This window comes from Paracidovorax citrulli, assembly GCF_900100305.1.
Classification (GTDB): Bacteria; Pseudomonadota; Gammaproteobacteria; order Burkholderiales; family Burkholderiaceae_C; genus Paracidovorax; species Paracidovorax citrulli.
In genome coordinates this window covers 47677-73422 of record NZ_FNEY01000019.1, presented here as the reverse complement: position 1 = coordinate 73422, position 25746 = coordinate 47677, and the positions used below count along the sequence as shown (strand labels likewise).

17 protein-coding genes are annotated in these 25746 nt (G+C 68.2%); 10 read left to right on the top strand and 7 right to left on the bottom strand.

What is annotated here, in order from left to right:
* The first annotated feature begins 70 nt into the window (after positions 1–70).
* Genes BLR99_RS13915 through BLR99_RS13905 form a run of 3 tightly spaced genes read left to right on the top strand, consistent with a single transcriptional unit; the run spans position 71 to position 2682 of the window.
* Complete coding sequence (locus tag BLR99_RS13915; protein ID WP_011795577.1) at positions 71–766, top strand: fumarylacetoacetate hydrolase family protein; 696 nt, start codon at positions 71–73, stop codon at positions 764–766.
* 2 nt (positions 767–768) lie between these two features.
* Positions 769–1317, top strand: coding sequence for an NUDIX hydrolase (locus BLR99_RS13910; protein ID WP_011795576.1), 549 nt, complete (start codon positions 769–771; stop codon positions 1315–1317).
* A gap of 36 nt (positions 1318–1353) precedes the next feature.
* Entirely contained in the window at positions 1354–2682 is a 1329-nt protein-coding gene (locus tag BLR99_RS13905; RefSeq protein ID WP_041827404.1) for a leucine-rich repeat-containing protein kinase family protein, read from the top strand.
* 31 nt (positions 2683–2713) lie between these two features.
* Here the strand turns inward: BLR99_RS13905 and BLR99_RS13900 are convergent, their stop codons facing one another.
* The 3 genes from BLR99_RS13900 to BLR99_RS13890 all read right to left on the bottom strand — a co-directional run bounded on the left by BLR99_RS13900 (position 2714) and on the right by BLR99_RS13890 (position 7528).
* Positions 2714–3496, bottom strand: coding sequence for a transporter substrate-binding domain-containing protein (locus BLR99_RS13900; protein ID WP_011795574.1), 783 nt, complete (start codon positions 3494–3496; stop codon positions 2714–2716).
* 191 nt (positions 3497–3687) lie between these two features.
* On the bottom strand, positions 3688–6228 hold the full coding sequence (locus BLR99_RS13895) for a transglycosylase domain-containing protein (RefSeq protein WP_011795573.1): 2541 nt from the start codon (positions 6226–6228) through the stop codon (positions 3688–3690).
* A 367-nt stretch (positions 6229–6595) separates the two neighbouring features.
* Positions 6596–7528 (bottom strand): class I SAM-dependent methyltransferase, encoded by a 933-nt coding sequence (locus tag BLR99_RS13890; RefSeq protein ID WP_011795572.1) that lies wholly within the window; start codon positions 7526–7528, stop codon positions 6596–6598.
* A 292-nt stretch (positions 7529–7820) separates the two neighbouring features.
* Here BLR99_RS13890 and BLR99_RS13885 point away from each other — a divergent pair, with 292 nt between their 5' ends.
* Both BLR99_RS13885 and BLR99_RS13880 read left to right on the top strand, forming a co-directional pair.
* The gene (locus BLR99_RS13885) at positions 7821–8678 is read left to right on the top strand and encodes a DUF2167 domain-containing protein (protein WP_011795571.1); all 858 of its coding nucleotides are present in this window, start codon (positions 7821–7823) and stop codon (positions 8676–8678) included.
* Between the two features lie 71 nt (positions 8679–8749).
* Entirely contained in the window at positions 8750–9526 is a 777-nt protein-coding gene (locus tag BLR99_RS13880; RefSeq protein WP_017438461.1) for a hypothetical protein, read from the top strand.
* Positions 9527–9568: 42 nt separating this feature from the next.
* On the opposite strand, the gene BLR99_RS13875 is transcribed toward BLR99_RS13880, so the two are convergent.
* Positions 9569–10534 carry a tripartite tricarboxylate transporter substrate binding protein gene (locus BLR99_RS13875; RefSeq protein ID WP_017438460.1) on the bottom strand — a complete coding sequence of 322 codons (966 nt, stop codon included), beginning with the start codon at positions 10532–10534 and terminating at the stop codon, positions 9569–9571.
* Positions 10535–10813: 279 nt separating this feature from the next.
* Here BLR99_RS13875 and BLR99_RS13870 point away from each other — a divergent pair, with 279 nt between their 5' ends.
* On the top strand, positions 10814–12814 hold the full coding sequence (locus BLR99_RS13870) for a PhoX family protein (RefSeq protein WP_017438459.1): 2001 nt from the start codon (positions 10814–10816) through the stop codon (positions 12812–12814).
* Positions 12815–12979: 165 nt separating this feature from the next.
* On the opposite strand, the gene lpdA is transcribed toward BLR99_RS13870, so the two are convergent.
* The 3 genes from lpdA to aceE are packed head-to-tail and all read right to left on the bottom strand — an operon-like array spanning position 12980 to position 19293.
* Positions 12980–14833, bottom strand: a complete 1854-nt coding sequence (gene lpdA / locus BLR99_RS13865) for a dihydrolipoyl dehydrogenase (protein WP_048857404.1) — start codon at positions 14831–14833, stop codon at positions 12980–12982.
* Positions 14834–14846: 13 nt separating this feature from the next.
* Entirely contained in the window at positions 14847–16550 is a 1704-nt protein-coding gene (gene aceF, locus BLR99_RS13860) for a dihydrolipoyllysine-residue acetyltransferase (RefSeq protein ID WP_074687287.1), read from the bottom strand.
* A gap of 19 nt (positions 16551–16569) precedes the next feature.
* The gene (gene aceE, locus BLR99_RS13855; RefSeq protein WP_011795566.1) at positions 16570–19293 is read right to left on the bottom strand and encodes a pyruvate dehydrogenase (acetyl-transferring), homodimeric type; all 2724 of its coding nucleotides are present in this window, start codon (positions 19291–19293) and stop codon (positions 16570–16572) included.
* A 166-nt stretch (positions 19294–19459) separates the two neighbouring features.
* Between aceE and BLR99_RS13850 the strand changes: the two genes are divergently transcribed.
* The 4 genes from BLR99_RS13850 to BLR99_RS13835 all read left to right on the top strand — a co-directional run bounded on the left by BLR99_RS13850 (position 19460) and on the right by BLR99_RS13835 (position 25716).
* Entirely contained in the window at positions 19460–22033 is a 2574-nt protein-coding gene (locus BLR99_RS13850; protein WP_017438235.1) for a PAS domain S-box protein, read from the top strand.
* Positions 22030–22656, top strand: a complete 627-nt coding sequence (locus BLR99_RS13845) for a response regulator transcription factor (protein ID WP_011795564.1) — start codon at positions 22030–22032, stop codon at positions 22654–22656. Before BLR99_RS13850 ends, BLR99_RS13845 begins: the two co-directional genes overlap by 4 nt.
* 89 nt (positions 22657–22745) lie before the next feature.
* Entirely contained in the window at positions 22746–23597 is an 852-nt protein-coding gene (folD, locus tag BLR99_RS13840; RefSeq protein WP_011795563.1) for a bifunctional methylenetetrahydrofolate dehydrogenase/methenyltetrahydrofolate cyclohydrolase FolD, read from the top strand.
* 79 nt (positions 23598–23676) lie between these two features.
* Positions 23677–25716 (top strand): M3 family metallopeptidase, encoded by a 2040-nt coding sequence (locus tag BLR99_RS13835; RefSeq protein WP_011795562.1) that lies wholly within the window; start codon positions 23677–23679, stop codon positions 25714–25716.
* Positions 25717–25746: the final 30 nt, after the last annotated feature.

The following is a 25746-nucleotide window of genomic DNA, read 5'->3' as shown; positions in this document are numbered from 1 at the left end:
GCCGGGGCCTGCCGGCGCCTGCACGGCGCGCACGGGCCACCGCACCCCACCGAGACAAGGCCTGACATCCATGAACTACGTGATTCCTCCTGCGCCCATTCCCAGCGTGCCCGTGGCGGGCACCGCAGACCGCTTTCCGGTGCACCGCATCTACTGCGTCGGCCGCAACTACGAGGAGCACGCCAAGGAAATGGGCTTCACCGGCCGGGAGCCGCCCTTCTTCTTCCTCAAGCCGGCGGACGCCATCGTCGCGGTGGAAGCGGGCGAGACGGGCCGCATGCCCTACCCCACCCTGACGGCCAACCTGCACCACGAGATCGAACTGGTGGTGGCCATCGGCCGCGGCGGACGCGACATCCGCGCGGCCGATGCCCCGCAGCACATCTTCGGCTATGCCGTCGGCCTCGACATGACCCGCCGGGACCTGCAGAACGACATGAAGAAGCAGGGTCGCCCCTGGTGCATCGGCAAGGGTTTCGAGCACAGCGCGCCGATCGGCCCGATCACGCCGGCCGCGCAGGCGGGCGACGTGGCCAGGGCCCCCATCTGGCTGCAGGTGAACGGTGCCGACCGACAGCGCAGCACGGTCGCGCAGCTGATCTGGAACATCGCCGAAACGATCGAGCACCTGTCCGCCGCCTGGGAACTGCAGCCCGGCGACCTCATCTTCACCGGCACGCCCGAAGGCGTGGGCGCGGTGGCGCGCGGCGACGTGCTGGAAGGCGGCGTCGACGGACTGGGCTCCCTGCGCGTGGAAATCGCCTGAACATGACCACCCGCAGGCCGATCAAGCACTGCCGTGAATGCGGGGCCGCCGTGGAGTACCGCGTGCCCGACGACGGCGACACCAAGCTGCGCGCCGTCTGCCCCGCTTGCCACACCATCCACTATGAAAACCCGCTCAACGTGGTCGGCACGGTGCCCGCGATGGGGAACAAGGTGCTGCTGTGCAAGCGCAACATCGAGCCCCGCTGGGGCAAGTGGACGCTGCCGGCAGGCTTCATGGAGCTGAACGAGACGACCGCCGAGGGCGCGGCCCGCGAAACCGACGAGGAGGCCGGCGCGCAGATCACCATGGGCCCGCTCTTCTCGGTGCTCAACGTGCCGCGCGTGGGGCAGGTGCACCTGTTCTACCTCGCCCGCCTGGAGAGCGACCAGTTCGACCCCGGGTACGAGACCATCGAGGCCCGGCTTTTCGCGGAAGACGAGATCCCGTGGGACGAGATCGCGTTCCGCACGGTCAAGGTGACGCTCGAGAAATACTTCGCCGACCGCCGCTCGGGCGCTTTCGGCATGCACTGCGTCGATATCGATTGACCCACCCGGGCCTTGCGGCCCGGTATCCCGGACACCATGACCGATGACCTGCAGCGCCTGCGCGCTGGCGACCTCGCGGGTGCGCGCGTGCTGCGCATCGCCGCCGGCCTGGAGCATTTTCCACGCGAGATCTTCGACCTGGCCGATACGCTGGAGGTGCTGGACCTCTCCGGCAACCGCCTCTCGGCGCTGCCCGATGACCTGCATCGGCTGCACCGGCTGAAGGTGTTCTTCGCCTCGTCCAACCGCTTCGCCGAGCTGCCCGCTGCCCTGGGCGACTGCCCGCAACTGGAGATGGTGGGCTTCAAGGCCAACCGCATCGCCCACGTGCCGGCCCGGTCGCTGCCCGCGCGGCTGCGCTGGCTGATCCTGACGGACAACGCCATCACGGAGTTGCCCGACGCCCTGGGGCAGCGGCCCCGGCTGCAGAAGCTGATGCTGGCCGGCAACCTGCTGCGCACCTTGCCCGATACGCTGCGGCAGTGCGCGTCGCTGGAACTGCTGCGCGTTGCCGCCAACCGGCTCGACGCCCTCCCCGGCTGGCTGGCCGGCCTGCCGCGGCTCGCCTGGCTGGCCATCGGCGGCAACGCGTTCAACGAAGCCTCCGAGGAGCTCGCACGCTGCAGCCAGGCCGCCGGCCATGTGGACTGGAGCTGCCTGCAGCTGGGCGAACTGCTGGGGGAAGGCGCCTCCGGTCGCATCATGGCGGGCCGGCTGGAGAGCGCCGCCGGCAGGCGTGAGGTGGCCGTCAAGCTTTTCAAGGGCGAGGTCACGAGCGATGGCTGGCCACTGACCGAGATGGCAGCCAGCCTGGCCGCCGGACGGCATCCGCGGCTGATCCCGGTGCTGGGGCGGCTCGATGGCCACCCGGACGGCGCGCAGGGCCTGGTGATGGAACGCATCTCCACGAACTACCGCACGCTGGCCGGCCCGCCCAGCTTCGAGAGCTGCACCCGCGATGTCTATCCGGCCGGCCTGCGGCTGCCTGCCTTCGTGGCATTGCGCATCGCGGCGGATGTGGCGTCCGCGCTGGCACATCTGCATGGCCGGGGGCTGGTGCACGGCGACCTGTATGCGCACAACCTGCTGTGGCGTCCGCATGCACCTGCCGGCCAGGCGGCCGGCCTGCTGGGAGACTTCGGCGCCGCCGCGTTCGCGCCGCCCGGAGCGCTGGGCGATGCGCTGCGCCGCATGGACGTGCGGGCTTTCGGCGTGCTGCTGGCCGAACTGTGCGCCCATGCCGATGGACCATTGCCCGACGGCGGCGCTCCGGCGCTGGCGGCAGTCTGCCTGCACGAAGACCCGGCCGCCCGGCCCGATGCCGCCGCACTGGCCGTACGCACGGCGCAGTGGATGGCAGGCTGAACGGCTCAGGCCGGCAGACCCGCCCGCACGTTCACTTGAGCCACTTGTCGGCCGCCTGCTTGAGCTGGCCGCGGGCTTCCATCAGGCCCCAGACGAACTCCATCACGCGCGAATAGTCCGCGTCGTCCTTGGGCAGCATGAATCCCAGGGTGTTCTGCGGCGTGAGCGGCGCGGCGACGAAAGCCGCATGGAGGCGCGGGTCGGCCTTGGCGTAGTGCAGGGCCTCGTACGTCTCGGTGATCATCACGTCGCCCTTGCCCTCGGCGATGAGCGCGGGGATCTCGGCGTTCTTGTCGTGCGTGCTGACATCGGCCGCCTTGAGGTTCTCCAGCACGAAGGTTTCGTTGGTGCCGCCCGGGTTCTTGATGACGCGCACGCCCGGCCGGTTCAGATCGGCCAGGGCCCGGAACCTGTCCTTGTCGGAGGCCCGCACCAGCGCCACCTTGCCGAACGGCGCGTAGCCCGGCAGCATTTCGATCTGGCGGATGCGCGTGACATTGCGCGTGATGCCGCCCACGGCCACGTCGAACCTGTCGGCCTGGATGTCCTTCATCAGGTTGGGCCAGCTCGTGGGCACGTATTCGATCTTCACGCCCAGTTCCTTCGCCATGGCCTCGACCACATCGATGTCGTGGCCGGCATAGCCGCCATCGGCCTTGATGGCGAAGGGCCGGTAGTCGCCGGGCGTGCCGACGCGCAGCACCTTGGTGTCCATGATCCGGTCGAGCCGGGGCCCGGCATGGGCGGCCTGCAGGAAGCCGGCGGCCGCCAGGGCGGCGGTGGCGATGAGGGTGGCGGCGGACGTGCGCTGCATGCGAGGGGCCTTCGAGGGTTCGTTGCAAAAGGGATGGCGGTCCCGGACAAATGCCGCGCTCCGGAGATCCGCAGGGACTCCGCCCGGCCACGGCCGCGCCAGCATACCGCGCCGGGTATTGCAGGGAACGTGCCCGGCCGGTCCCGACGGCGCGGATCCGCTCCGCGGAACCGCAGCGCCCTTTACAGCGCTCAAGGGCGCGATTCGACGAAGAACGGCTGCTGCGCGCTCCCCGGCACGACGGTGCCGCGCTGGACGGGCGCAACCTCGACGCTGGGCGCAGCACCGGTCCCGTCCGGACCATTCGAGCCACCCGCACCACCAACGCCACCGGATGGCCCGGGCGAGGCCCCGGGCACAGTGCCCGGCACCGTGGACCCGGGCGGGTCGGTGGTCACCGGCGGCAGCGTTCCGCTGCCGCCCGGGGTGGCCGGGGGCGGCGCAGAGCCCGCATTCTCCGCAGGCAGGTCCACCTCGGCCGGGGGAACATACGGCGCGCTGGGTGTTGCATCCTGCAGCGGCGTCAACGGCGCCTCGGTGATCTCGGGCCGTGTATCCGCGGGTGCGCTGGCAGGTGCACTGGCAGACGGCACGGGCGCTCTCGCCGGCGGCTCCGCCCCCGCGCCTCCGGCCTGCGCATCGGTGCGCCGCCCGAACAGGTCATAGACGGAGAGCGCCCACTGCCGCACGCCATCCACCGCCTGGCCGACCCAGCTGCTTTCCTCCTGGTCGATGAATTTCTCTCCGGGGTCGATCACGCGCGAGCGCAAGGCCTGCTGGAAGACGTCGCCGACCATCGGCAGCGCGCTGTGCGCGCCCTGACCCCAGTAGTCGCTGCGCAGCGTCACGCGGCCGTCGTTGAAGCCGGCCCAGGCGCCCGCCACCAGTTGCGGATGCATGAGCAGGAACCATCCATCCGCGGCGTCCTGCGTCGTGCCGGTCTTGCCCGCCACGTCCGCCGTGATGCCGTAGCGCGACCGGATGGCGGCGCCCGTGCCCTTGTCCACCACGGCGCGCAGCGCATTGCGCAGCATCTGCGCGGGGCCCAGCCCCAGCACGCGCTCCGGGACCGCCGGGCTGAAATCCTCCAGCACCTTGCCGTTCTTGTCCTCGATGCGCGTGATGACCGTGGGCGCGATGTAGCGGCCCGCCTCGGCGATGGTCCCGTACGCCGCCACCATCTCCTTGAGCGTGACAGGGCTCGTGCCCAGCGCCAGGGACGGCACGGCATCCAGCGGGGACTCCCGCACGCCCATGGCGCGCGCCAGGTCGGCCACGCGTTCCGGTCCGACCCGCTGCATCAGTTGCGCGGTGATCGTGTTCTTGGAATAGGCCAGCCCGTCGCTCAGCGTCATCGGCTCGCCGCTCGGCGCGGCGCCTTCGTCCGTGGGACGCCACATCCGGCCGCCGCCCAGCGGGATCTCCACGGCCTGGTCGATCAGCGTATCGGTGGGCAGGGCCCCCTTGGCGAAGGCGGCTCCATAGACGAAGGGCTTGAAGGTCGAGCCCGGCTGCCGCCGCGCCGCCTGCACGTGGTCGAATGGATCCTGCGCGAAATCGCGGCTGCCCACCCATGCGCGGACCTGGCCGGTGCGGGGATCCATCGCCAGGAAGCCCGCCTGCACGCGGGTCTTGTCCTGGCGCAGCTTGCGCATGAAGTCCGCGTCCGCCAGCAGCGACTTGAGGGCGTCGTCTTCGGACATGCCCTTGGCCACGGCAGCGGCGTACTGGGCCGACTCCCGCACGAAGGTCTGCACCAGGGGACTCCTGGCATTCCAGACCCGCGGTCCCCACGCCCCGTCGGCGACGGATTGCAGCTGACGGCCCTGCCGGGCCACCGCCTGGTTGGCCAGGGTCTGCAACCGGAAATCGATGGTCGTGCGGATCACCAGGCCGTCGGCGTACAGGCTGTATCCATTGCGGTCGGCCCAGTCGATGAGCTGCTTGCGCAGTTGCTGGGCCAGATGGGGTGCAGGGCCCGCGGCCTCCAGCTGGCGCTCGAACCGGATGCGCAGGGGCCGCTTCGACAGGGTATCGAAATCCCTGGACGACAGCTTGCCGCGCTTTTCCATCTGCGCCAGCACCACGTTGCGCCGCGCCTGGGCGCGCTCCGGATTCAGCACCGGGTTGTAGTAGCTCGTGCCCTTGAGCATGCCGATGAGCGTCGCGCTCTCCAGCACCGTGAGCTTGTCGGCCGACTTGTCGAAATAGGTGCGCGCCGCCATCTCGATGCCGTAGGCGTTGTAGAGGAAAGGCACGGTGTTGAGATAGGTTTCCAGGATCTCGTCCTTGGAATACAGCGCCTCGATCTTCAGCGCCGTGATCGCTTCCTTGAGCTTGCGCGTCAGCGTGGGGGCGCGGCCCACGTCCTCGGGGTAGAGATTGCGAGCCAGCTGCTGCGTGATGGTCGATCCGCCCTGCTTGTTGCCTCCCAGGGTGCGGATCAGGGCCGACCCGGTGCGCCGCCAGTCCAGCCCGAAATGGTCGTAGAAGCGGTGGTCCTCGGTGGCGATCAGCGCATCCACCACCGACGGTGCGATGTCCTCCAGCGCCACCCATTCCCGGTTCACCCAGCGGTACTCGGCCAGCAGGCGGCCATCGGCCGACACGAGCTGGGCCGGCTGCTCGGTCTTGGCCTTGCGGATGTCGCTGATCGCGGGCGTGAAGGGCCAGAGCAGCAGCGTGTAAACCAACAGCGCGGCCGGCACCGCGGCCAGCGCCCACAGCAGCATCCGGGCTGGCCGCCGGGCAAGGAACCAGCGCAGCGCGGCGCCAGCGCGGCGGGTCAGCGAGGAAAACGGCCCGCTGGACAACCAGGAGCGCAGGGAAGCGAGCAGGGAAGCAATCACACGGTCAGGAGGTAAATACCCATTGGCGCAGCGGGCGGGCGTTGGGCCGGCCTGGCGCGGCATCGCGGCAGGCGGGCCCGGCGAAAGGGACAGGCACGGCAACGCTGCCGATGCACATTCCGCGGGCGCGATGGTACCGGGTCCGCGGAAGCGGCCCCGGCATCCTGCGGATGGGAGTCTTTCCTGCCGGGCTGGTTCCCCTCGCGCCGGCCCTGCACGGCGCATGGGGCGGCGGTCCGGCCGGCGGGGATCAATCCAGCGCGAACACCATCACCTTGAGCGACCGCTCGGCATCCACGTCCGCGAACACCGCCGGGTTCGCGACCCGCTCCATCCAGCGCAGTTCCGGCGCCTGCTCGCGCATCTGGCCGAGGAGGAAGTCCGTGCCCAGTTCGGGCGCGTTCAGGCACAGCAGCGCATGCCCTCCGGGTGCGAGCAGGCCGGGCAGGCGCCGCATGAGCCGTGCGTAGTCCTTCGTCGCGACGAAACTGCCCTTCTGGTAGCTCGGCGGATCGGCGATGACCAGGTCATAGGGTCCGCCGCGGCCGATCTTGCCCCAACTCGTGAACACGTCGTGCGCCAGGAAGCTCGCGCCCTGCTCCAGCCCGTTGAGCCGGTGGTTCTGCTGCCCGATGGAGATCGCGCCCTGCCCCATGTCCACATTGACCACCTGCGCCGCCCCGCCCTGCAAAGCCGCGACGGAGAAAGCGCAGGTGTAGGCGAAAAGATTCAGCACCCGCGGCCCGCGCCCGCCGGCGGCCCGGCGCGCCGCCACGTGCTCGCGCACCCAGCGCCGGCCCTCTGCCATGTCGAGGAACAGGCCATGGTTCTGGCCCCGCAGCACATGCACCCGGTAACGCGCGCCCTGCTCCGTGACCGCATGCGGGTCCGGCACCTCGCCGGTCATCAGGCGCGTCCCGGTCTTTCCCGGGCACCTGCACTGGAACACCCAGCACAGCGGCTCCCCGGGAGCGATCTCCGCCCAGCGGGCCTGCAGCGTCGCGCCGATGGCGGCCAGGGCGTCCTCTTCCATCGGCAGGAAGCTCGTGAGCACGAAGGCAGGCGGATACGCATCCAGCGACCAGTGCTCGCAACCCGGGCGGAGGCCGCCCCGGCCGTGGAAGATACGCCGTGCATCCGGACAGGGTGCCATCTGGGCGATGGCATGCAGCAGGGCTTGCATGGAAGATGGGGACCGTCGCTCTCCGCACGTTGAAAGCGCGGCGCGTTCCGGACCAGAAGTGGCTGGGGCATCGATTGTGCCTTGATGGGCCGCTAGCATTTTCATATCGCTGCAGCGCGGCATCCGGCAAACGCTCCTGCTGCCGTGGCGCACGGGTGCGATACACAACGCTGCAGTTGCCACGGCCATACCGGATACAGTGCTGGCGGCGCGGGCCGGCCACGGCCCGTTCCACGAGGCGACTCCCGGGATCCGCCCTCATCCAAAACCAATGCATAACAAGGGAAGAGCAATGAAAAAACAGTTGGCCGCGGCCATCGTAGGTATAGGCCTGTCCATCGGCGCCTGGGCGCAAGGCACGGAACCGGACCGGCATGCACAGATCGAGGCAAAAGTAAAAGCGCTCCACTGGATCGACCAGGGGCAAGGCGAGATCGGCAGCCAGGCCACGATCCGGATTCCAGCCGGCTACCGCTTCCTCGGCGAAAAGGACACGGCCAAGCTGCTGGAACTCTACGGGAACCCGCCGTCGCCCGACCACTACCTGATCGCGCCCGGCACCCTGAAATGGTTTGCCGTGTTCTCCTTCGACGACACGGGCTACGTCAAGGACGACGAGAAGATCAATGCCGCGGAACTGCTGTCCTCCATGAAGGCATCGGATGTGCAGAGCAACAAGCAGCGCGAGAAGCTGGGAATGGAGGCGCTCTACACGGAGGGCTGGCAGGTCGAACCGCACTACGACACGCAGAGCAAGCGGCTGGAATGGGGCCTGCGCCTGCGCGACGAAAGCGGCCACAAAGCCATCAATTACACCTCGCGCATCCTCGGGCGCACGGGGGTGATGAGCGCGGTGCTCGTGTCCGATCCCGACGCCCTCGCCCGGGACACCGAGGAATTCAAGCAGGTGCTCACCGGCTTCAAGTACAACAGCGGCCAGTCCTATGCCGAATTCAGGAACGGCGACAAGATCGCCCAGATCGGGCTGGGCGCCCTGGTACTGGGAGGCGCCGCCGCGGTCGCCACGAAAAAGGGGCTGTGGGCCGTGATCGGCGGCTTCATCGCCGGGTTCTGGAAGCTGCTGCTGGCCGGAGCGGCCGGCCTGCTGGCGGGCATCGGCAAGCTCTTCGGCCGCAAGAAGGACGCCTGACGGCGCAAGGGGCGGCCCCTGCGCCCCGTCGCCTGCCCATCCATCGCAGCACCGATGTCCGAAAGTCCGCCGTGTTCCCGCTGATCAGCCCCGAGGCGCAAGTCATGCTGGCCATCTGCGCGTTCCATGCGTACGACGCCTGCGTCTCCCTGGCCGAGGGCGCCGGACTGGTGCGCCGCCCAGGCCGCACGCGCTGGCGCGGCATGCTGGCCACCCAGGGCTTCGAAGTCCGCTGGGCCTATCTGGCCTGGCCGGCGCTGCTGTCGCCGCACCAGCCCGTGTACCCGCTTGGCTGGCAACCGGACCAGGTCCGGTTGCCGGGCGACGACGCTGCGGTTCAGCGCCTCCGGGCGCATGCGGACAGCTTTCGCCATTTCGCGCTGCCGCTCTACGGGCTGGGTGCATCCCTGTACCTGCTGCTGCCGGCAGCGCTCTTCGTGTGGCCGGGTGACGCCGTGCAACTGGCTGCCGCGGGGATGATCTATTTCTTCGCCGCATGGATTGCAGCACTGGCATGGCGGCATGGCGCCACGGGACACTCGCCACGCTCGGTGGCCCGCTCGGTGGCTGTCCAGGCCCTGGCGTGTCCCCCTTTTGCGCTGAACTCCGTACGCAAGCTCGCGGCCGCCTACGCTCCCGGCATGGATCTGCTGCAGGCGGCGCACCAGCTGCTGGACCCGCCCGCATGGCACGCGCTCGCCCAGCGGGCCCAGGCCGTCATCGAGGCAGACATCGAAACCGCAGAGGCGCAAGGGCCTGCGGCCACGACCCGGTCGCAGCGGCTCTGCGGCGCGCTGCGCCAGCTGCAGGCCCACATGCCCAAGGCACCCTGCACGGAAACTCCGTGAGAAGGCACGCCAGCGACGTTCCTCCGTGCCGAGCAGGCGCCGTCAATCCACCGCGGCGCCGGACTGCTTCACTGCCTTGCCCCACTCCACGATCTCGCTGGCGACGAACTGGTCCATCGCCTCGGGCGTGGTCGGCGCGGGTTCGGAGCCGCGGTCGCGGATGAACTTCTGCATGTCCGGGCTGTTCAGGATGTCCACCACCTCGCGGTTCAGGCGATCCACCACGGGCCGGGGCGTGCCCCTGGGCGCCATCAGCCCCAGCCAGCCCACGGCCTCGAAGCCCTTCAACTCCGGCAGGCCGCTCTCGGCGATCGTGGGCACCTGGGGCAATTGGCTGGTGCGCGTGGCGGAGGTCACGCCCAGCGGCACGGCCTTGCCGGCCTGGATGTTCGCCAGGCCCGCCGTGACCGAATCCACCATCAGCGGCACCTGCCCGCCCAGGAAGTCGGCCTGCGCGGGACCGCTGCCCTTGTAGGGAATGTGTTCGATCTCGATGCGGGCGCGCGCCTTCACCATCTCGGCGCTCAGGTGCTGCGTGCCGCCGATGCCCGCGCTCGCATAGCTCAGCTTGCCGGGCTCGGCCCGTGCCCGGGCCACCAGATCCTGCATGCTGCGGATACCCGAGCCCGGGTTCGCGAGGAACACCAGCGGCACCTTGGCGACCAGGCTGATGCCCTGCAGGTCCTTGCGCGGGTCGAAATTCACCTTGCGGTAGAGCGTCTGGTTCACCGCCATCGCGCTGCCCGCCATCACCAGGGTGTAGCCGTCGGGCTTCGAGCGCACCACCTGCTCGGTGCCGATGTTGCTGCCGGCACCGGCCTTGTTGTCCACCACCAGCGGCTGGCCGAGGCGCGCGCCGAGCTTCTCCGCCAGGGCGCGCGCGAAGATGTCCGTGGCCTGGCCCGGGGGAAAGGGAACGACGAGGGTGATGGGCTTGTCGGGCCAGGCGGCCGAGGCGGCGCCCGACAGGGCCAGCAGCGCCGCGGCCGCGCAGGATTTCAATCGCATGGAACATGTCTCCTTTTGTCATGCCCGGGTCGCGGCCGGTGCCGCGCAGCGGGATGGATAGCACGCGCAGGGGCGTTGCCGATGATATGCCGCGACCGAATGCCGGAGCCTAAGCGGTACGGAGGGATGGGCGCCGAAGGCATCCCGGGCGGCACCTGTGCGCTGTCACTGTCGAGTCACCGATCCCGGCGAACATTCCCAGCTCATCCGCTTCCATGCTTTTTTTTCCATGGCGCCGGGTGAATGGCATCCCCACTGAAACGATCTACAACAGAATCCATGGACCGCGAACTCCCACGTCCTTCCGACGCATCCTCCACGCCTTCCCTGCAGCGCCGCGCGCTGCTGAAACTGCTGGCCGGCACCCCCATGCTGCCCCTCGGCGGCGCGCTTGCCGCCACCGCCCTGGCGGGCTGCGGCGGCGGCAGCGATGGCAGTCCGACGGCCACCATGACCTCCGCATCCTTCGTCGGCATGGCCGCGCCCGACCTGAGCCAGGCCGCCGCCATGGCCAGTTGCACGGTGGGCTCGCAACTCAAGGTCGATTTCAGCGACGGCAGCAGCCACCTGCTCCAGCTGGCCTACCAGCCGTTCTTCCTGACCGGTGACAAGGTGCCCGATGGCAAGGGCGGCACCCTCGTCGCCGGCGGTATCTACGACATCAACAACCGCCCCATCATCGACGCGTCGGTGCCCGGCAAGGAGCGCCAGTTCTTCTCCGACTGCCCGGACGGGACTTCGCTGCTGACGGTGCCCAACGCGAAAGTGGACGGCGTCAAGGGCAATCCGGTCTTCGCCGTGGTGCAGTTCGAATACACCGACACCAACTTGGCCAACGCCGACAAAACCGATCAGCTGTGGGCCGAACTGCCCTCGCCCATCGCCGTGCTGACGTTGGATCAGGACCCGGCCACCGGCAGGCTGTCGCTGGTCAAGTACCACAATGTGGACACCTCTGCCGTCCACGGCCTGTGGGTGACCTGCGGCGCCAGCATCTCCCCCTGGGGCACGCATCTCTCCAGCGAAGAGTACGAGCCCGACGCCTTCCGCCAGGGCATGGGCGGAGCCACCACGGTGAAGATCGACCGCTTCAGCGCCAACCTGTACGGCGATGCCTCCAAAGCCAACCCCTACCACTACGGCCACATCCCCGAAGTGACCGTGAACCCCGATGGCACGGGCAGCATCAGGAAGCACTACTGCCTGGGCCGCATCTCGCACGAACTGATCCAGGTCATGCCCGATGAGCGCACCGCGCTGATGGGCGACGATGCCACCAACGGCGGCTGGTTCATGTTCGTGGCAGACAAGGCGCGCGACCTGTCCTCGGGCACGCTCTATGTCGCGCACTGGACCGAAAAGCTCACCGATACCAGCACGGCCGCCATGCAGTGGATCAGGCTGGGCAGCGCGACCAGCGCAGAGATCGAGGCCATGATCAACAGCGGCATCAAGCCGACAGACATCATGGACTCCACCACGACCAACCCGAACGATCCGAGCTACACGCGGATCATGCTGAACAAGAACAACAACTGCTGGGTGCGTCTGAAGCCCGGCATGGAAAAGGCCGCCGCCTTCCTGGAAACGCACCGCTACGCAGCCCTGGTGGGCGGCAGCCTGGCGCTCACCAAGAGCGAAGGCGTGACGGTGAACGTGCGCGACAAGGTGGCTTATTCCGTGGTCTCCAGCATCCGCGACTCCATGGTGGTCGGCGGCAATGGCTACGTGGAATCGCACAATGTGGCCTTCCCCAGGCGCGTCAACGCGGGCGGCATCCTGGCCCACGATCTGGCCGGCGGCCAGAAGGACAGCGCCGGCAACGCCATCGACAGCGACTGGGTGCCCAAGCAGTCCCGCGTGCTGCTGATGGGTGAAGACATCGCAGCAGACGCTCTGGGCAACACGGCCCACCCCGACAAGATCGCGAGCCCCGACAACATCAAGTTCTCGGAAGGCATGCGCACGCTGTTCATCGGCGAGGACACGACCGACCACGTCAACAATTTCCTGTGGGCGTACAACGTGGACACGAAAACGCTCAGCCGCGTGCTCTCCACCCCGGCCGGCGCCGAATCCACCGGCCTGCACGCGGTGGACAGCATCAACGGCTGGACCTACATCATGAGCAACTTCCAGCACCCGGGCGACTGGCAGTCGGTCCACGGCAAGGTCAAGGACACGCTCGACCCGCTGGTGCGCAAGAACTACAACAACCGCTTCTCGGCCGCAGTGGGCTACCTGACAGCGACGGACGCTGCCATTTCGCTGCGCCGCTGAACGGGTCGGTCAGCCGGCTGGGCCTGCCACGCCCAGAATCCGGTTGAGGGTCGCACCGTGCCCGGGCTGCGACCCTGCTCGATACGCAGCCCGGCTTTCAGGTGGCGCACGGACTCGGCCAGTGTCCATTAAAGCGGCGCAGCGATTCACTGCGCCACCCGTCTTTCACTTCTTCTGCGGCGGCACGTCCGTGCAGGAGCCGTGCGCGATCTCCGCGGCCATGCCGATGCTCTCGCCCAGCGTCGGGTGCGGATGGATGGTCTTGCCGATGTCCACGGCATCCGCGCCCATCTCGATCGCCAGGGCGATCTCGCCGATCATGTCGCCGGCATGGGTGCCCACGATGCCGCCGCCCAGGATCCTGCCGTGGCCATGGGCTTCGGGCGAATCGTCGAACAGCAGCTTCGTATAGCCCTCGTCGCGGCCGTTGGCGATGGCGCGGCCGGAGGCCGTCCAGGGGAACAGGCCCTTCCGGACCTTGGTGCCCTGGGCCTTGGCCTGGTCCTCGGTCAGGCCCACCCAGGCCACTTCGGGGTCGGTGTAGGCCACGCTCGGGATCACGCGGGCGTTGAACGCAGCGGAGGCCAGCGCCTTGTCGCCCGTCAGTTCACCGGCGATGACCTCGGCCGCCACATGCGCTTCGTGCACCGCCTTGTGCGCCAGCATGGGCTGGCCCACGATGTCGCCGATGGCGAAGATGTGCGGCACGTTGGTGCGCATCTGCACGTCCACGTCGATGAAGCCGCGGTCGGTCACGGCCACGCCGGCCTTCTCGGCGCCGATCTTCTTGCCGTTGGGGGTGCGGCCCACGGCCTGCAGCACCAGGTCATAGACCTGCGGCTCGGGCGCCTTGCCGCCCTCTTCCGCCGCGGCGAACGTGACCTTGATGCCCTCGGGCGTGGCCTCGGCCCCCACCGTCTTGGTCTTGAGCATGATGTTGTCGAAGCGGTGGGCATTCATCTTCTGCCACACCTTGACCAGGTCGCGGTCGGCGCCCTGCATCAGGCCGTCCATCATCTCGACCACGTCCAGGCGCGCGCCCAGGGTGGAATAGACGGTGCCCATTTCCAGGCCGATGATGCCGCCGCCCAGGATCAACATGCGCTTCGGCACCTCCTTCAACTCCAGTGCGCCGGTCGAATCGACCACGCGCGGATCATTCGGCATGAACGGCAGGTGCACGGCCTGGGAGCCGGCGGCGATGATCGCGCGCTTGAAGGCCACGACCTTCTTGCCGCCCGTCTTCTCCTGGCCCCTGGCGCCGGTGGTTTCCTCCACCTCCAGGTGGTTGGCGCCCACGAACTGACCCACGCCGCGCACGGTGGTCACCTTGCGCATCTTGGCCATGGCGGCCAGGCCGCCGGTCAGCTTGCCGATGACCTTTTCCTTGTGGCCGCGCAGGGTGTCGATGTCCACCTTCGGTGCACCGAACTCGATGCCGGCCGCCTTGAGGTGGCTCACCTCGTCGATCACCGCCGCCACGTGCAGCAGCGCCTTGGACGGGATGCAGCCCACGTTCAGGCAGACGCCGCCCAGCGTCGAATAGCGCTCGACGATGACGACCTTCAGGCCCAGGTCGGCCGCGCGGAAGGCGGCGCTGTAGCCGCCGGGGCCGCCGCCCAGCACGAGCACGTCGCATTCGATGTCGGCATTGCCGCCGAAGCTCGCCGCGGCCGGAGCCGGCGCGGCTGCGGCCTTGGGGGCCGGTGCAGCAGCCTGGGCAGGCGCTGCAGCCGCCGCGGGCGCGGATGCGGGCGCCGGTGCCGCAGCGGCAGCCGCATCCGCGGCCTCCAGCGTCAGCACCACCGAGCCTTCGGCGACCTTGTCGCCGACCTTCACCTTCACCTCCTTGACGACGCCGGCATGGCTCGACGGAATCTCCATCGATGCCTTGTCGGATTCGACGGTGATGAGGCTCTGTTCCACCTTGATGGTGTCGCCGGCTTTCACCAGCACTTCGATCACGCCCACTTCGGAAAAATCACCGATGTCGGGCACCTTGATGTCGATCACTGCCATGTCGGGTTTCCTTTCACAGCAGGATGCGGCGGTAATCCGCCAGCACCTGGCCCAGGTAGGCGTTGAAGCGCGCGGCAGACGCTCCGTCGATCACGCGGTGATCGTAGGAGAGCGACAGCGGCAGCACCAGGCGCGGCACGAACTGCTTGCCGTCCCACACCGGCTTCATCTGGCCCTTCGAGAGGCCCAGGATGGCCACTTCGGGCGCGTTGATGATGGGCGTGAAGTGCGTGCCGCCGATACCGCCGAGCGACGAGATCGAGAAGCAGCCGCCCTGCATGTCGGCCGCGCCGAGCTTTCCGTCGCGGGCCTTCTTGGCGAGCTCGCCCATTTCCTGGCTGATCTGCAGGATGCCCTTCTTGTCGGCATCCTTCAGCACGGGCACCACGAGGCCGTTCGGCGTGTCCGCCGCGAAACCGATGTGGAAGTACTGCTTGTAGACGAGCGTGTCGCCGTCCAGGCTGGTGTTGAACTCGGGGAACTTCTTGAGCGCGGCCACCACGGCCTTGATCACGAAGGCGAGCATCGTCACCTTCACGCCGGACTTCTCGTTCTCCTTGTTGGTGGAGACGCGGAAGGCTTCCAGTTCGGTGATGTCGGCTTCGTCGTTGTTGGTGACGTGGGGAATCATCACCCAGTTGCGGTGCAGGTTGGCGCCGCTGATCTTCTTGATGCGCGAGAGATCCTTGCGCTCCACGCCACCGAACTTGGCGAAGTCCACCTTCGGCCAGGGCAGCAGGTCCATGCCCACGCCGGAGCCACCGCCGGCAGGTGGCTTGGCCGCCTGGGCCTTGGTCTGCACGCCGCCCGCCATCACCTGCCTGGTGAAGGCCTGCACGTCCTCCTGGGTGATGCGGCCCTTGGGGCCGGAGCCCTTGAGCTCTTCCAGCGGCACGCCCAGTTCACGCGCGAACTTGCGCACCGAAGGCGATGCATGCGGCAAGCCGATGGGCGCAGCGCCCGGGGCATGCGGCGCGGGCGCGGGAGACGGCGAGGATGCCTGCGCTCCCGCCTGGGGGGCGGCCTCCTCGGCCGGCAGCTGGCGCGGGGCGCGCGTGTCGGGCTCGGACTGCGAAGCGGCGCGGTCCACCGGAGCGGCAGCGGCAGGTGCCGCCGAGGACGCGCCCGCGGTGCCTTCGAGCACGGCCACGAGGTCACCCACGTTCACCTTGTCGCCGATCTTGATCTTCAGCTCCTTCACCACGCCGGCGGCGGGCGACGGAATCTCCATGGAGGCCTTGTCCGATTCGACGGTGAAGAGCGACTGCTCTTCCTTGACCGTATCGCCGACCTTCACCAGCAGTTCGATCACCGCCACGTCCTTGAAGTCGCCGATGTCCGGCACCTTCACATCGATCGGGCCGGCGGCAGCCGGGGCGGCCGCGGGCGCAGCAGGTGCCGGCGCGGACGCCGCGGCCGATGCGGGTGGGGGCGCTTCCGCTTTCGCGGCAGGCGCCGCCGCGGGCTGCGCGCCCTCGCCTTCGGCCTCGACCACGACGATCACCGAGCCTTCGCTCACCTGGTCGCCGATCTTGACCTTGACCTCCTTCACCACGCCGGCGTGGCTGGAAGGAATCTCCATGGAAGCCTTGTCGGACTCCACGGTGATGAGCGACTGCTCGGCCTTCACCGTGTCGCCGGGCTTCACCAGCAGTTCGATCACGCCGACGGCGTCGAAATCCCCGATGTCCGGGACCTTGATGTCAATCAGTGCCATGTTGTTGTCTCCGGTGGGGTCAGGCGTGCAGCGGGTTCACCTTGTCGGCCTGGATGCCGTACTTCTGGATGGCCTCGGCCACCTTGGCAGCGGGCAGCTTGCCATCCTCGGCCAGGGCCTTGAGCGCGGCCACGACGATGTAGTGGCGGTCCACCTCGAAATGCTCGCGCAGCTTGCGGCGGAAGTCGCTGCGGCCGAAGCCGTCGGTGCCCAGCACCTTGTACGTCCGGCCCTTGGGCACGAACGGACGGATCTGCTCGGCGTACGCCTTCATGTAGTCGGTGGAAGCGATCACCGGGCCCTCGGTCTTGCCGAGCTGCTCCTCCACGAACGACGTGCGCGGCGTTTCCGTGGGGTGCAGCAGGTTCCAGCGCTCCGCCTCCTGGCCGTCGCGCGTCAGCTCGTTGAAGCTCGGGCAGCTCCACACGGACGCGGCCACGCCCCAGTCCTTCTCCAGCAGTTCCTGGGCGACGAACGACTCGCGCAGGATCGTGCCGCTGCCCAGCAGCTGCACGGCGGGCGCGCCCTTCTTGAGGGCCGGCGCCTGTTTGCAGAGGTACATGCCCTTGATGATCTGCTCTTCCGTGCCGGGCTGCAGGCCGGGCATGGCGTAGTTCTCGTTGAGCAGCGTCAGGTAGTAAAAGACATTCTCCTGGCGCTCGACCATGCGCTTCAGGCCGTCGTGCATGATGACGGCGACTTCGTGCGCGAAGGTCGGGTCGTAGCTGATGCAGTTCGGAATCGTGTTGGCCAGGATGTGGCTGTGGCCGTCCTCGTGCTGCAGGCCTTCGCCGTTCAGCGTGGTGCGGCCCGACGTGCCGCCCAGCAGGAAGCCCCGCGCCTGCATGTCGCCGGCCGCCCAGGCCAGGTCGCCGACGCGCTGGAAGCCGAACATCGAGTAGTACACGTAGAACGGGATCATGATCCGGTTGTTCGTGCTGTACGACGTGGCCGCGGCGATCCAGCTGGACATGCCGCCGGCCTCGTTGATGCCTTCCTGCAGGATCTGGCCGGCCTTGTCCTCGCGGTAGTACATCACCTGGTCCTTGTCCACCGGGGTGTACTGCTGGCCGTGCGGGTTGTAGATGCCGATCTGGCGGAACAGGCCTTCCATGCCGAAGGTGCGGGCCTCGTCCACCAGGATGGGCACCACGCGCGGGCCGATGGCCTGGTCGCGCAGCAGCTGCGTGAGGAAGCGCACGTAGGCCTGCGTGGTCGAGATCTCGCGGCCTTCGGGCGTGGGATCGAGCACGGCCTTGAAGGTTTCCAGCGACGGCACGGTGAAGCTCTCGTCGGCCTTCGTGCGGCGGTGCGGCAGGTAGCCGCCGAGGGCCTTGCGGCGCTCGTGCAGGTACTTCATTTCCGGGGTGTCGTCGGCCGGCTTGTAGAACGGCAGGTCGGCGATCTGGCTGTCGGGAATCGGAATGTTGAAGCGGTCGCGGAAGGCCTTGATGTCCTCGTCGCCGAGCTTCTTGGTCTGGTGGACGGTGTTCTTGCCCTCGCCGATCTTGCCCATGCCGAAGCCCTTGACGGTCTTCACCAGCAGCACCGTGGGCTGGCCCTTGTGCTCGTTGGCCGCCTTGAACGCCGCATAGACCTTCTGCGCGTCGTGGCCGCCGCGGCGCAGGTTCCAGATCTCGTCGTCGCTCATGTGCTCGACCATCTTCAGCGTGCGCGGATCGCGGCCGAAGAAGTTCTTGCGCACGTAGGCGCCGTCATTGGCCTTGAACGACTGGTAGTCCCCGTCGTTGCAGTCCATCATGATCTTGCGCAGCGCGCCGTCCTTGTCGCGGGCCAGCAGGTCGTCCCAGCCCTTGCCCCACAGCAGCTTGATCACGTTCCAGCCGGAGCCGCGGAATTCGCCTTCCAGCTCCTGGATGATCTTGCCGTTGCCGCGCACCGGGCCGTCCAGGCGCTGCAGGTTGCAGTTGATGACGAAGATCAGGTTGTCGAGGTTCTCGCGCGCGGCCAGGCCGATGGCGCCCAGGGATTCCACCTCGTCCATCTCGCCGTCGCCGCAGAACACCCAGACCTTGCGGTTCTCGGTGTTGGCGATGCCGCGGGCCTGCAGGTATTTGAGGAAACGGGCCTGGTAGATGGCCATCAGCGGGCCCAGGCCCATCGAGACCGTCGGGAACTGCCAGAACTCGGGCATCAGCTTGGGATGCGGGTAGCTGGAGAGACCCTTGCCGTCCACTTCCTGGCGGAAGTTCAGCAGTTGTTCCTCGGTCAGGCGGCCTTCCAGGTAGGCGCGCGCATAGATGCCGGGGGACACATGGCCCTGGATGTACAGCAGGTCGCCGCCGTGGTTCTCGCTCTCTGCGTGCCAGAAGTGGTTGAAACCTGCGCCGAACATGTTGGCCAGGGAGGCGAAGGAGCCGATGTGGCCGCCCAGGTCGCCGCCTTCGGGAGGATGGTGGCGGTTGGCCTTGACCACCATCGCCATGGCGTTCCAGCGCATGTAGGCGCGCAGGCGCGCTTCGATTTCCAGATTGCCGGGGCAGCGTGCCTCCTGGCTGGGCTCGATCGTGTTCACGTAGCCCGTGTTGGCGGAGAACGGCATGTCGATGCTGCTCTGGCGCGCGTGTTCGAGCAATTGCTCGAGCAGGAAGTGTGCCCGTTCAGCGCCTTCGCGGTCGATCACGGCAGACAGTGCGTCCATCCACTCGCGGGTCTCCTGTTGGTCGGTATCGGGGGCGGACGTCGCGGTTTTTCCGGCCTGAGGGTCGGTCTGAGCAGTCATGCCTGTCTCCTTGATAAGTCGCTGGCGTTGGGGGGTAAATCCGGCGAATTTTCGCACACTTTCGCGACATTTCGAATGGCGCGCTCCAACACCACAATATGAAAAAATGCTGCACCCGCACATTCCCCCATCCGGCGGTCCCGGGCGCTCCCCTACACTCCCCGGCATGGACCGCCCTTCCCCCGTGCCCGCCGTCCCGGCGGAGCCTTCCGTGGTCACCGTGCCGGCCCGCTGGTGGCGCACCTGGTGGCGCAGCCTTTCTCCTACCCGGCAAGACCGCCTGGCGGCTCTGGCGCCGCTGGCTGCCGTGCTCATGTTCCTCGCCGCGATCGTGGCGGCCTTCTGGTATCTGCGCGCCGAAGAAGGCGAGCGCGAACAGGAGGCGCTGCGCCGCGATGTCGAGTACGCGCAGCAACGCGTGCGCCTGCGCCTGCTGGAGCGCCAGGAGCAGATCATGCGCATCGCGCGCGACCTCTCCAACCAGGATCTCGAACGCGCGGACTTCGTGTCCCGCGCGGAAGGGCTGATCAGCCAGTACCCCGAACTGCAGGCCATCACCTGGATCGACGACCACCGCCGTATCCGGGCCAGCCATGCGGCGCCCACGCTGCCCAGCAGCCAGTTGCGCGTGGCGGGCGAGGTACTGCGCAATGGCGACACGGCCGACACCTTCGGCATCGCACGCGACCTGCAGCAGCCCGTGTACGCGCAGCCGCTGGCCGACCCGGGACGGGGCGAGGCCGCGCCCCTGCTGCAGTTGCAGGTGCCCCTCGTGGCGCAGGGCAAGTTCACGGGCGTGGTGCTGGCCGAATATTCGGTGGACAGCCTGCTGCGCTACGGCACGCCCACCGAAGTGCTCGCGCGCTACGCGGTCACGATGCTCGACGGCCGCGACCAGTTGCTGGCCGGCACGCCGCTGCCGCCGCGCGGGCGCGCTTCGCCCTGGCAGCCCTGGGCCACCCGCGCCAACCAGTACGAAGTGTTCGTGTCCCCCGTGGGCAACGGCCTCGTGCTGCGCGCGCAGGCCTACCGCACTTCCCTGGGGGTGGTGGGCAGCGGCCTCTTCTGGCTCGTGGGCACGTTGAGCGCCATGACGGCCTGGATGCTGATCGCCAACTGGCGCCACACCCGCCGCCGCCTGCGCACGCAGGAGGCACTGGTGGCCGAAACCAACTTCCGCCGCGCGATGGAAAACTCCATGGTCACCGGCATGCGCGCGCTCGACATGAACGGCCGCATGACCTACGTGAACGCCGCCTTCTGCCAGATGACCGGCTGGAACGCGGAGGACCTGATCGGCCAGTCCCCGCCCTACACCTACTGGCCGGAAGCCGACCACGAAGTGCTGCATTCGAAGCTGCGCGACGAGCTCAGCGGCAAGCAGACGGTCGGGGGCTTCCAGGTGCGGGTGAAACGCAAGAACGGCACGCTCTTCGACGCGCGGCTGTACGTGTCGCCGCTCATCGACGCGCACGGGCAGCAGACCGGCTGGATGACCTCGATGACCGACATCACCGAGCCCAACCGCGTGCGCGAACAGCTCACGGCGTCCCATGAGCGCTTCACCATCGTGCTGGAATCGCTGGACGCCTCCGTCTCCGTCGCGCCCCTGGGCAGCGAGGAGCTGCTCTTCGCGAACAAGCTGTACCGCCAGTGGTTCGGCTCGCAGACCGGCGGGCACCTGCAGCTCGTCGCCCAGGCGGGCGTCCTGCCGGCCGGCAGCTCCAGCGCGGGCAGCATGGACGACGAGGACGCCCTCATGGGCCTGCCCACCGATACGCTCACCGACGCGCGCTCGGAGAACGCCGAGATCTACCTGCCCGACCTCGGCAAATGGCTGGAAGTGCGCTCCCGCTACCTGAACTGGGTGGACGGCCGCCTGGCCCAGATGGTGATCGCCACCGACATCACCCCGCGCCGCCAGGCCGAGGAGCAGGCCGCGCGCCAGGCCGAGCGCGCGCAGTCGGTGAGCCGCCTGATCACCATGGGCGAGATGGCCTCCAGCGTGGCGCACGAGCTGAACCAGCCGCTCACGGCCATCAGCAACTATTGCAGCGGCATGGTTTCGCGCATCAAGAGCCAGCAGATCACGGAGGACGCCCTCCTCTCCGCGCTGGAGAAAACAGCGCACCAGGCGCAGCGCGCGGGCCAGATCATCCAGCGCATCCGCGCGTTCGTGAAGAAGAGCGAACCCAACCGCACCCTCGCCGACGTCCAGCACATGGTCAGCGAGGCAGTGGAACTCGCGGACATCGAGCTGCGCCGGCACAACGTGCGTCTCACCCACTACGTGGCCGCGCGCCTGCCGCCCGTGATGGCCGACACCATCCTGATCGAGCAGGTGCTCATCAACCTCATGAAGAACGGCGCGGAATCCATCCAGCAGGCCGGGCGCCCGCCAGCCCGCCGCAGTGTGGAACTGCGCGTGGTGCCGCGCCCGCTGGACAGCCAGGACGGCATCGAATTCGCGGTGCAGGACACCGGCAAGGGACTGGCCCCGGAAGTGCTGGAACACCTCTTCGAGGCCTTCTTCTCCACCAAGCAGGAAGGCATGGGCATCGGCCTGAACCTGTGCCGCAGCATCGTGGAATCGCACCAGGGCCGCATGCAGGCGGAGAACATCTACAATGGCCCGGAGGTCACCGGCTGCCGATTCTCCTTCTGGCTTCCGCTCGCCCAGCCTGCGGATGACACTACGAATTCTGTAGCAAAAGCATCTACCCCAAGGACTCCCGCATGAGTTTGACTCCCAAAAAAGGTACTGTCTACGTCGTGGACGACGACGAGGCCGTGCGCGACTCGCTGCAATGGCTGCTGGAGGGCAAGGACTACCGCGTCCGCTGCTTCGACTCCGCCGAATCCTTCCTCTCGCGCTACGATCCACGCGAAGTGGCCTGCCTGATCGTTGACATCCGCATGGGCGGCATGACCGGGCTCGAACTGCAGGACCGCCTGCTCGAACGCAAGTCCCCCCTGCCCATCGTCTTCATCACCGGCCATGGCGACGTGCCCATGGCCGTCAACACCATGAAGAAGGGCGCGCTCGACTTCATCCAGAAGCCCTTCAACGAGGACGAACTCGTCAGCCTCGTGGACCGCATGCTCGACCGGGCCCGCGAGTCCTTCGCCGGCCACCAGCAGGCCGCCAGCCGCGACGCCCTGCTCTCCAAGCTCACCGGGCGCGAAGCGCAGGTGCTCGAGCGCATCGTCGCCGGCCGCCTGAACAAGCAGATCGCCGACGACCTGGGCATCAGCATCAAGACCGTGGAAGCGCACCGCGCCAACATCATGGAAAAGCTGAACGCCAACACCGTGGCCGACCTGCTCAAGATCGCCCTGGGCCAGAACGCGCCCAAGTCCTGACCGCCTCCGCAACGGCCGCCCGGTCCACCGGCGCCCTGCCGGGGCCGGCGGCCTTTTTCGCATCGAACGCACCGTAATCCCCTTCCGCCATGACCGCCCAACTGATCGACGGCAACGCCCTTTCCCGACAACTCCGCGCCGACGTGGCCCGCCGCGCCGCGCTGCTCAAGGAACGCGGCACCACGCCGGGCCTGGCCGTCGTGCTGGTGGGCGACAACCCCGCCAGCCAGGTGTACGTGCGCAACAAGGTCAAGGCCTGCGAGGAAAGCGGCCTGCATTCGGTGCTCGAGAAGTACGACGCCGCGATGTCCGAGGCGGAACTGCTGGCCCGCGTGGACGCGCTGAACAACGACCCGTCCATCCACGGCATCCTGGTGCAGCTGCCCCTGCCCGCCCACATCGACGCGCAGAAGGTCATCGAGGCGATCTCTCCGGCCAAGGACGTGGACGGCTTCCACATCGCCAGCGCCGGTGCCCTGATGACCGGCATGCCCGGCTTCTGGCCCTGCACGCCCTATGGCTGCATGAAGATGCTGGAGCACATCGGCTACGACCTGCGCGGCAAGCACGCCGTGGTGATCGGCCGCAGCAACATCGTGGGCAAGCCCATGGCGCTGATGCTGCTGGCCAAGGACGCCACCGTCACCGTGTGCCACTCCCGCACCGCCGACCTCAAGGCCCAGACGCTGCAGGCGGACGTCATCGTCGCCGCCGTGGGCCGCCGCAACGTGCTGACGGCCGACATGGTCAAACCCGGCGCCGTCGTCATCGACGTGGGCATGAACCGCAACGACGAAGGCAGGCTCTGCGGCGACGTGGACTTCGACGGGGTGCGCGAAGTCGCGGGCCACATCACCCCCGTTCCCGGCGGGGTCGGCCCGATGACCATTACGATGCTGCTCGTGAACACCCTCGAAGCCGCCGAGCGCGCAGCCGGCTGACCGATACCATCGAGCCAGGCTATCGAAGAGATTGCGCAAGCCGCTTGAACCCATCGTCCCCGCCGCCATCTGAACGCGCATGAGCAATCCCCTCCTCGACTTCCAAGACCTCCCGCTGTTCGACCGCATCGCGCCCGCCGACGTGGCTCCTGCGATGGACGCCCTGCTCTCGCGCGCGAACACTGCTCTGGACACCGTCACGGCCCCGGACTTCCCCGCCACCTGGGAAGCCATCTCGCGCGTGCTGGACGTGGCGATCGAGGAGCTGGGCCGAGCGTGGGGCGACGTCAGCCACCTGAACAGCGTTGCCGACACGCCCGAGCTGCGCGCGGCCTACAACGAGGTCCTGCCGCGGGTGACCGAGTTCTGGACGCGCCTGGGGGCCGACGAGCGCCTCTACGCGAAGTACAAGGCCATCGACCCGGCCACGCTCAATCCGGAACAGCGCCAGGCCTGGAAGAACGCCGTGCGCAATTTCGTGCTCTCCGGCGCCGAACTGCAGGGTGAAGCCAAGGAGCGCTTCGCCCAGATCCAGGAGCGGCAGGCCGAGCTGTCGCAGAAGTTCAGCGAGAACGCACTCGACGCCACCGACGCCTTCGCCTACTACGCCCGCGAGGACGAACTGGCCGGGTTGCCGGACGACGTGCGCCAGGCGGCGCTCGCTGCAGCCCAGGCGGATGGCAAGGAAGGCTACAAGCTCACCCTCAAGATGCCCTGCTATCTGCCGGTGATGCAGTTCGCCGAGAGCAGCGCCCTGCGCGAAACGCTGTACCGCGCCTACGTCACCCGGGCCTCGGACCAGGCCGAGGGCGATGCGCGCCGCTTCGACAACTCCGCGCTGATCCGCGAAATCCTCGCCCTGCGCCAGGAAGAGGCCCGACTGCTGGGCTACGCGAATTTCGGCGAGGTGTCGGTCGTCGCCAAGATGGCGGACTCCCCCCGCGAAGTCATCGACTTCCTGCGCGACCTCGCCCGGCGCGCGCGGCCCTATGCGGAAAAGGACGTCGCCGACCTGCGCGATTTCGCCGCGAAGCATCTGGGCATCGCCGATCCGCAGTCCTGGGACTGGCCCTACATTTCCGAGAAACTCAAGGAAGCGCGCTACGCCTTCAGCGAGCAGGAGGTGAAGCAGTACTTCACCGCGCCGAAGGTGCTGGCCGGCCTCTTCAAGATCGTCGAGACGCTCTTCGACGTGGCCATCCGGCGCGACACCGCCCCGGTCTGGAATCCGGCTGTGGAGTTCTACCGCATCGAGCGCGGGACCGAGCTCGTCGGCCAGTTCTACCTGGACCAGCCGGCCCGCACCGGCAAGCGCGGCGGCGCCTGGATGGACGGCGTGCGCACGCGCTGGCTGCGCCCCGACACCGGCCGGCTGCAGACGCCCGTCGCCCACCTGGTCTGCAACTTCGCTGCGGGCGTGGAAGGCAAGCCGCCGCTGCTCACGCACGACGACGTGATCACCCTGTTCCACGAATTCGGCCACGGGCTGCACCACATGCTCACGCAGGTGAACGAGCGCGATGTATCCGGCATCAGCGGCGTCGAGTGGGACGCGGTGGAGCTGCCCAGCCAGTTCATGGAGAACTTCTGCTGGGAATGGGACGTGCTGCGGCACATGACCGCCCACGTGGACACCGGCGCCCCCCTGCCCCGCGAGCTCTTCGACAAGATGCTGGCCGCCAAGAACTTCCAGAGCGGCATGGCCACTCTGCGGCAGATCGAGTTCGCGCTGTTCGACATGCTGCTGCACACCGAGCACGATCCCTCGGAGGATTTCATGCCCCTGCTCGACCGGGTGCGCGAGGAAGTCGCCGTGCTGCAGCCGCCGGCCTTCAGCCGCAGTGCGCACACTTTCAGCCATATCTTCGCGGGCGGCTACGCGGCCGGCTACTACAGCTACAAGTGGGCGGAAGTGCTGAGCGCCGACGCCTATGCCGCTTTCGAGGAAACCGCCGGCGCCGACGGCCTGCCGAGCACGGAAACCGGCAGGCGCTATCGCCAGGCCATCCTCGAAGCCGGCGGCAGCCGTCCGGCCATGGAGTCCTTCAAGGCCTTCCGCGGCCGGGCCCCGTCCCTGGACGCCCTGCTGCGCCACCAGGGCATGGCCCAGCCCGCCTGACGACCACCGCCTGACACCCCGCTGAAACGT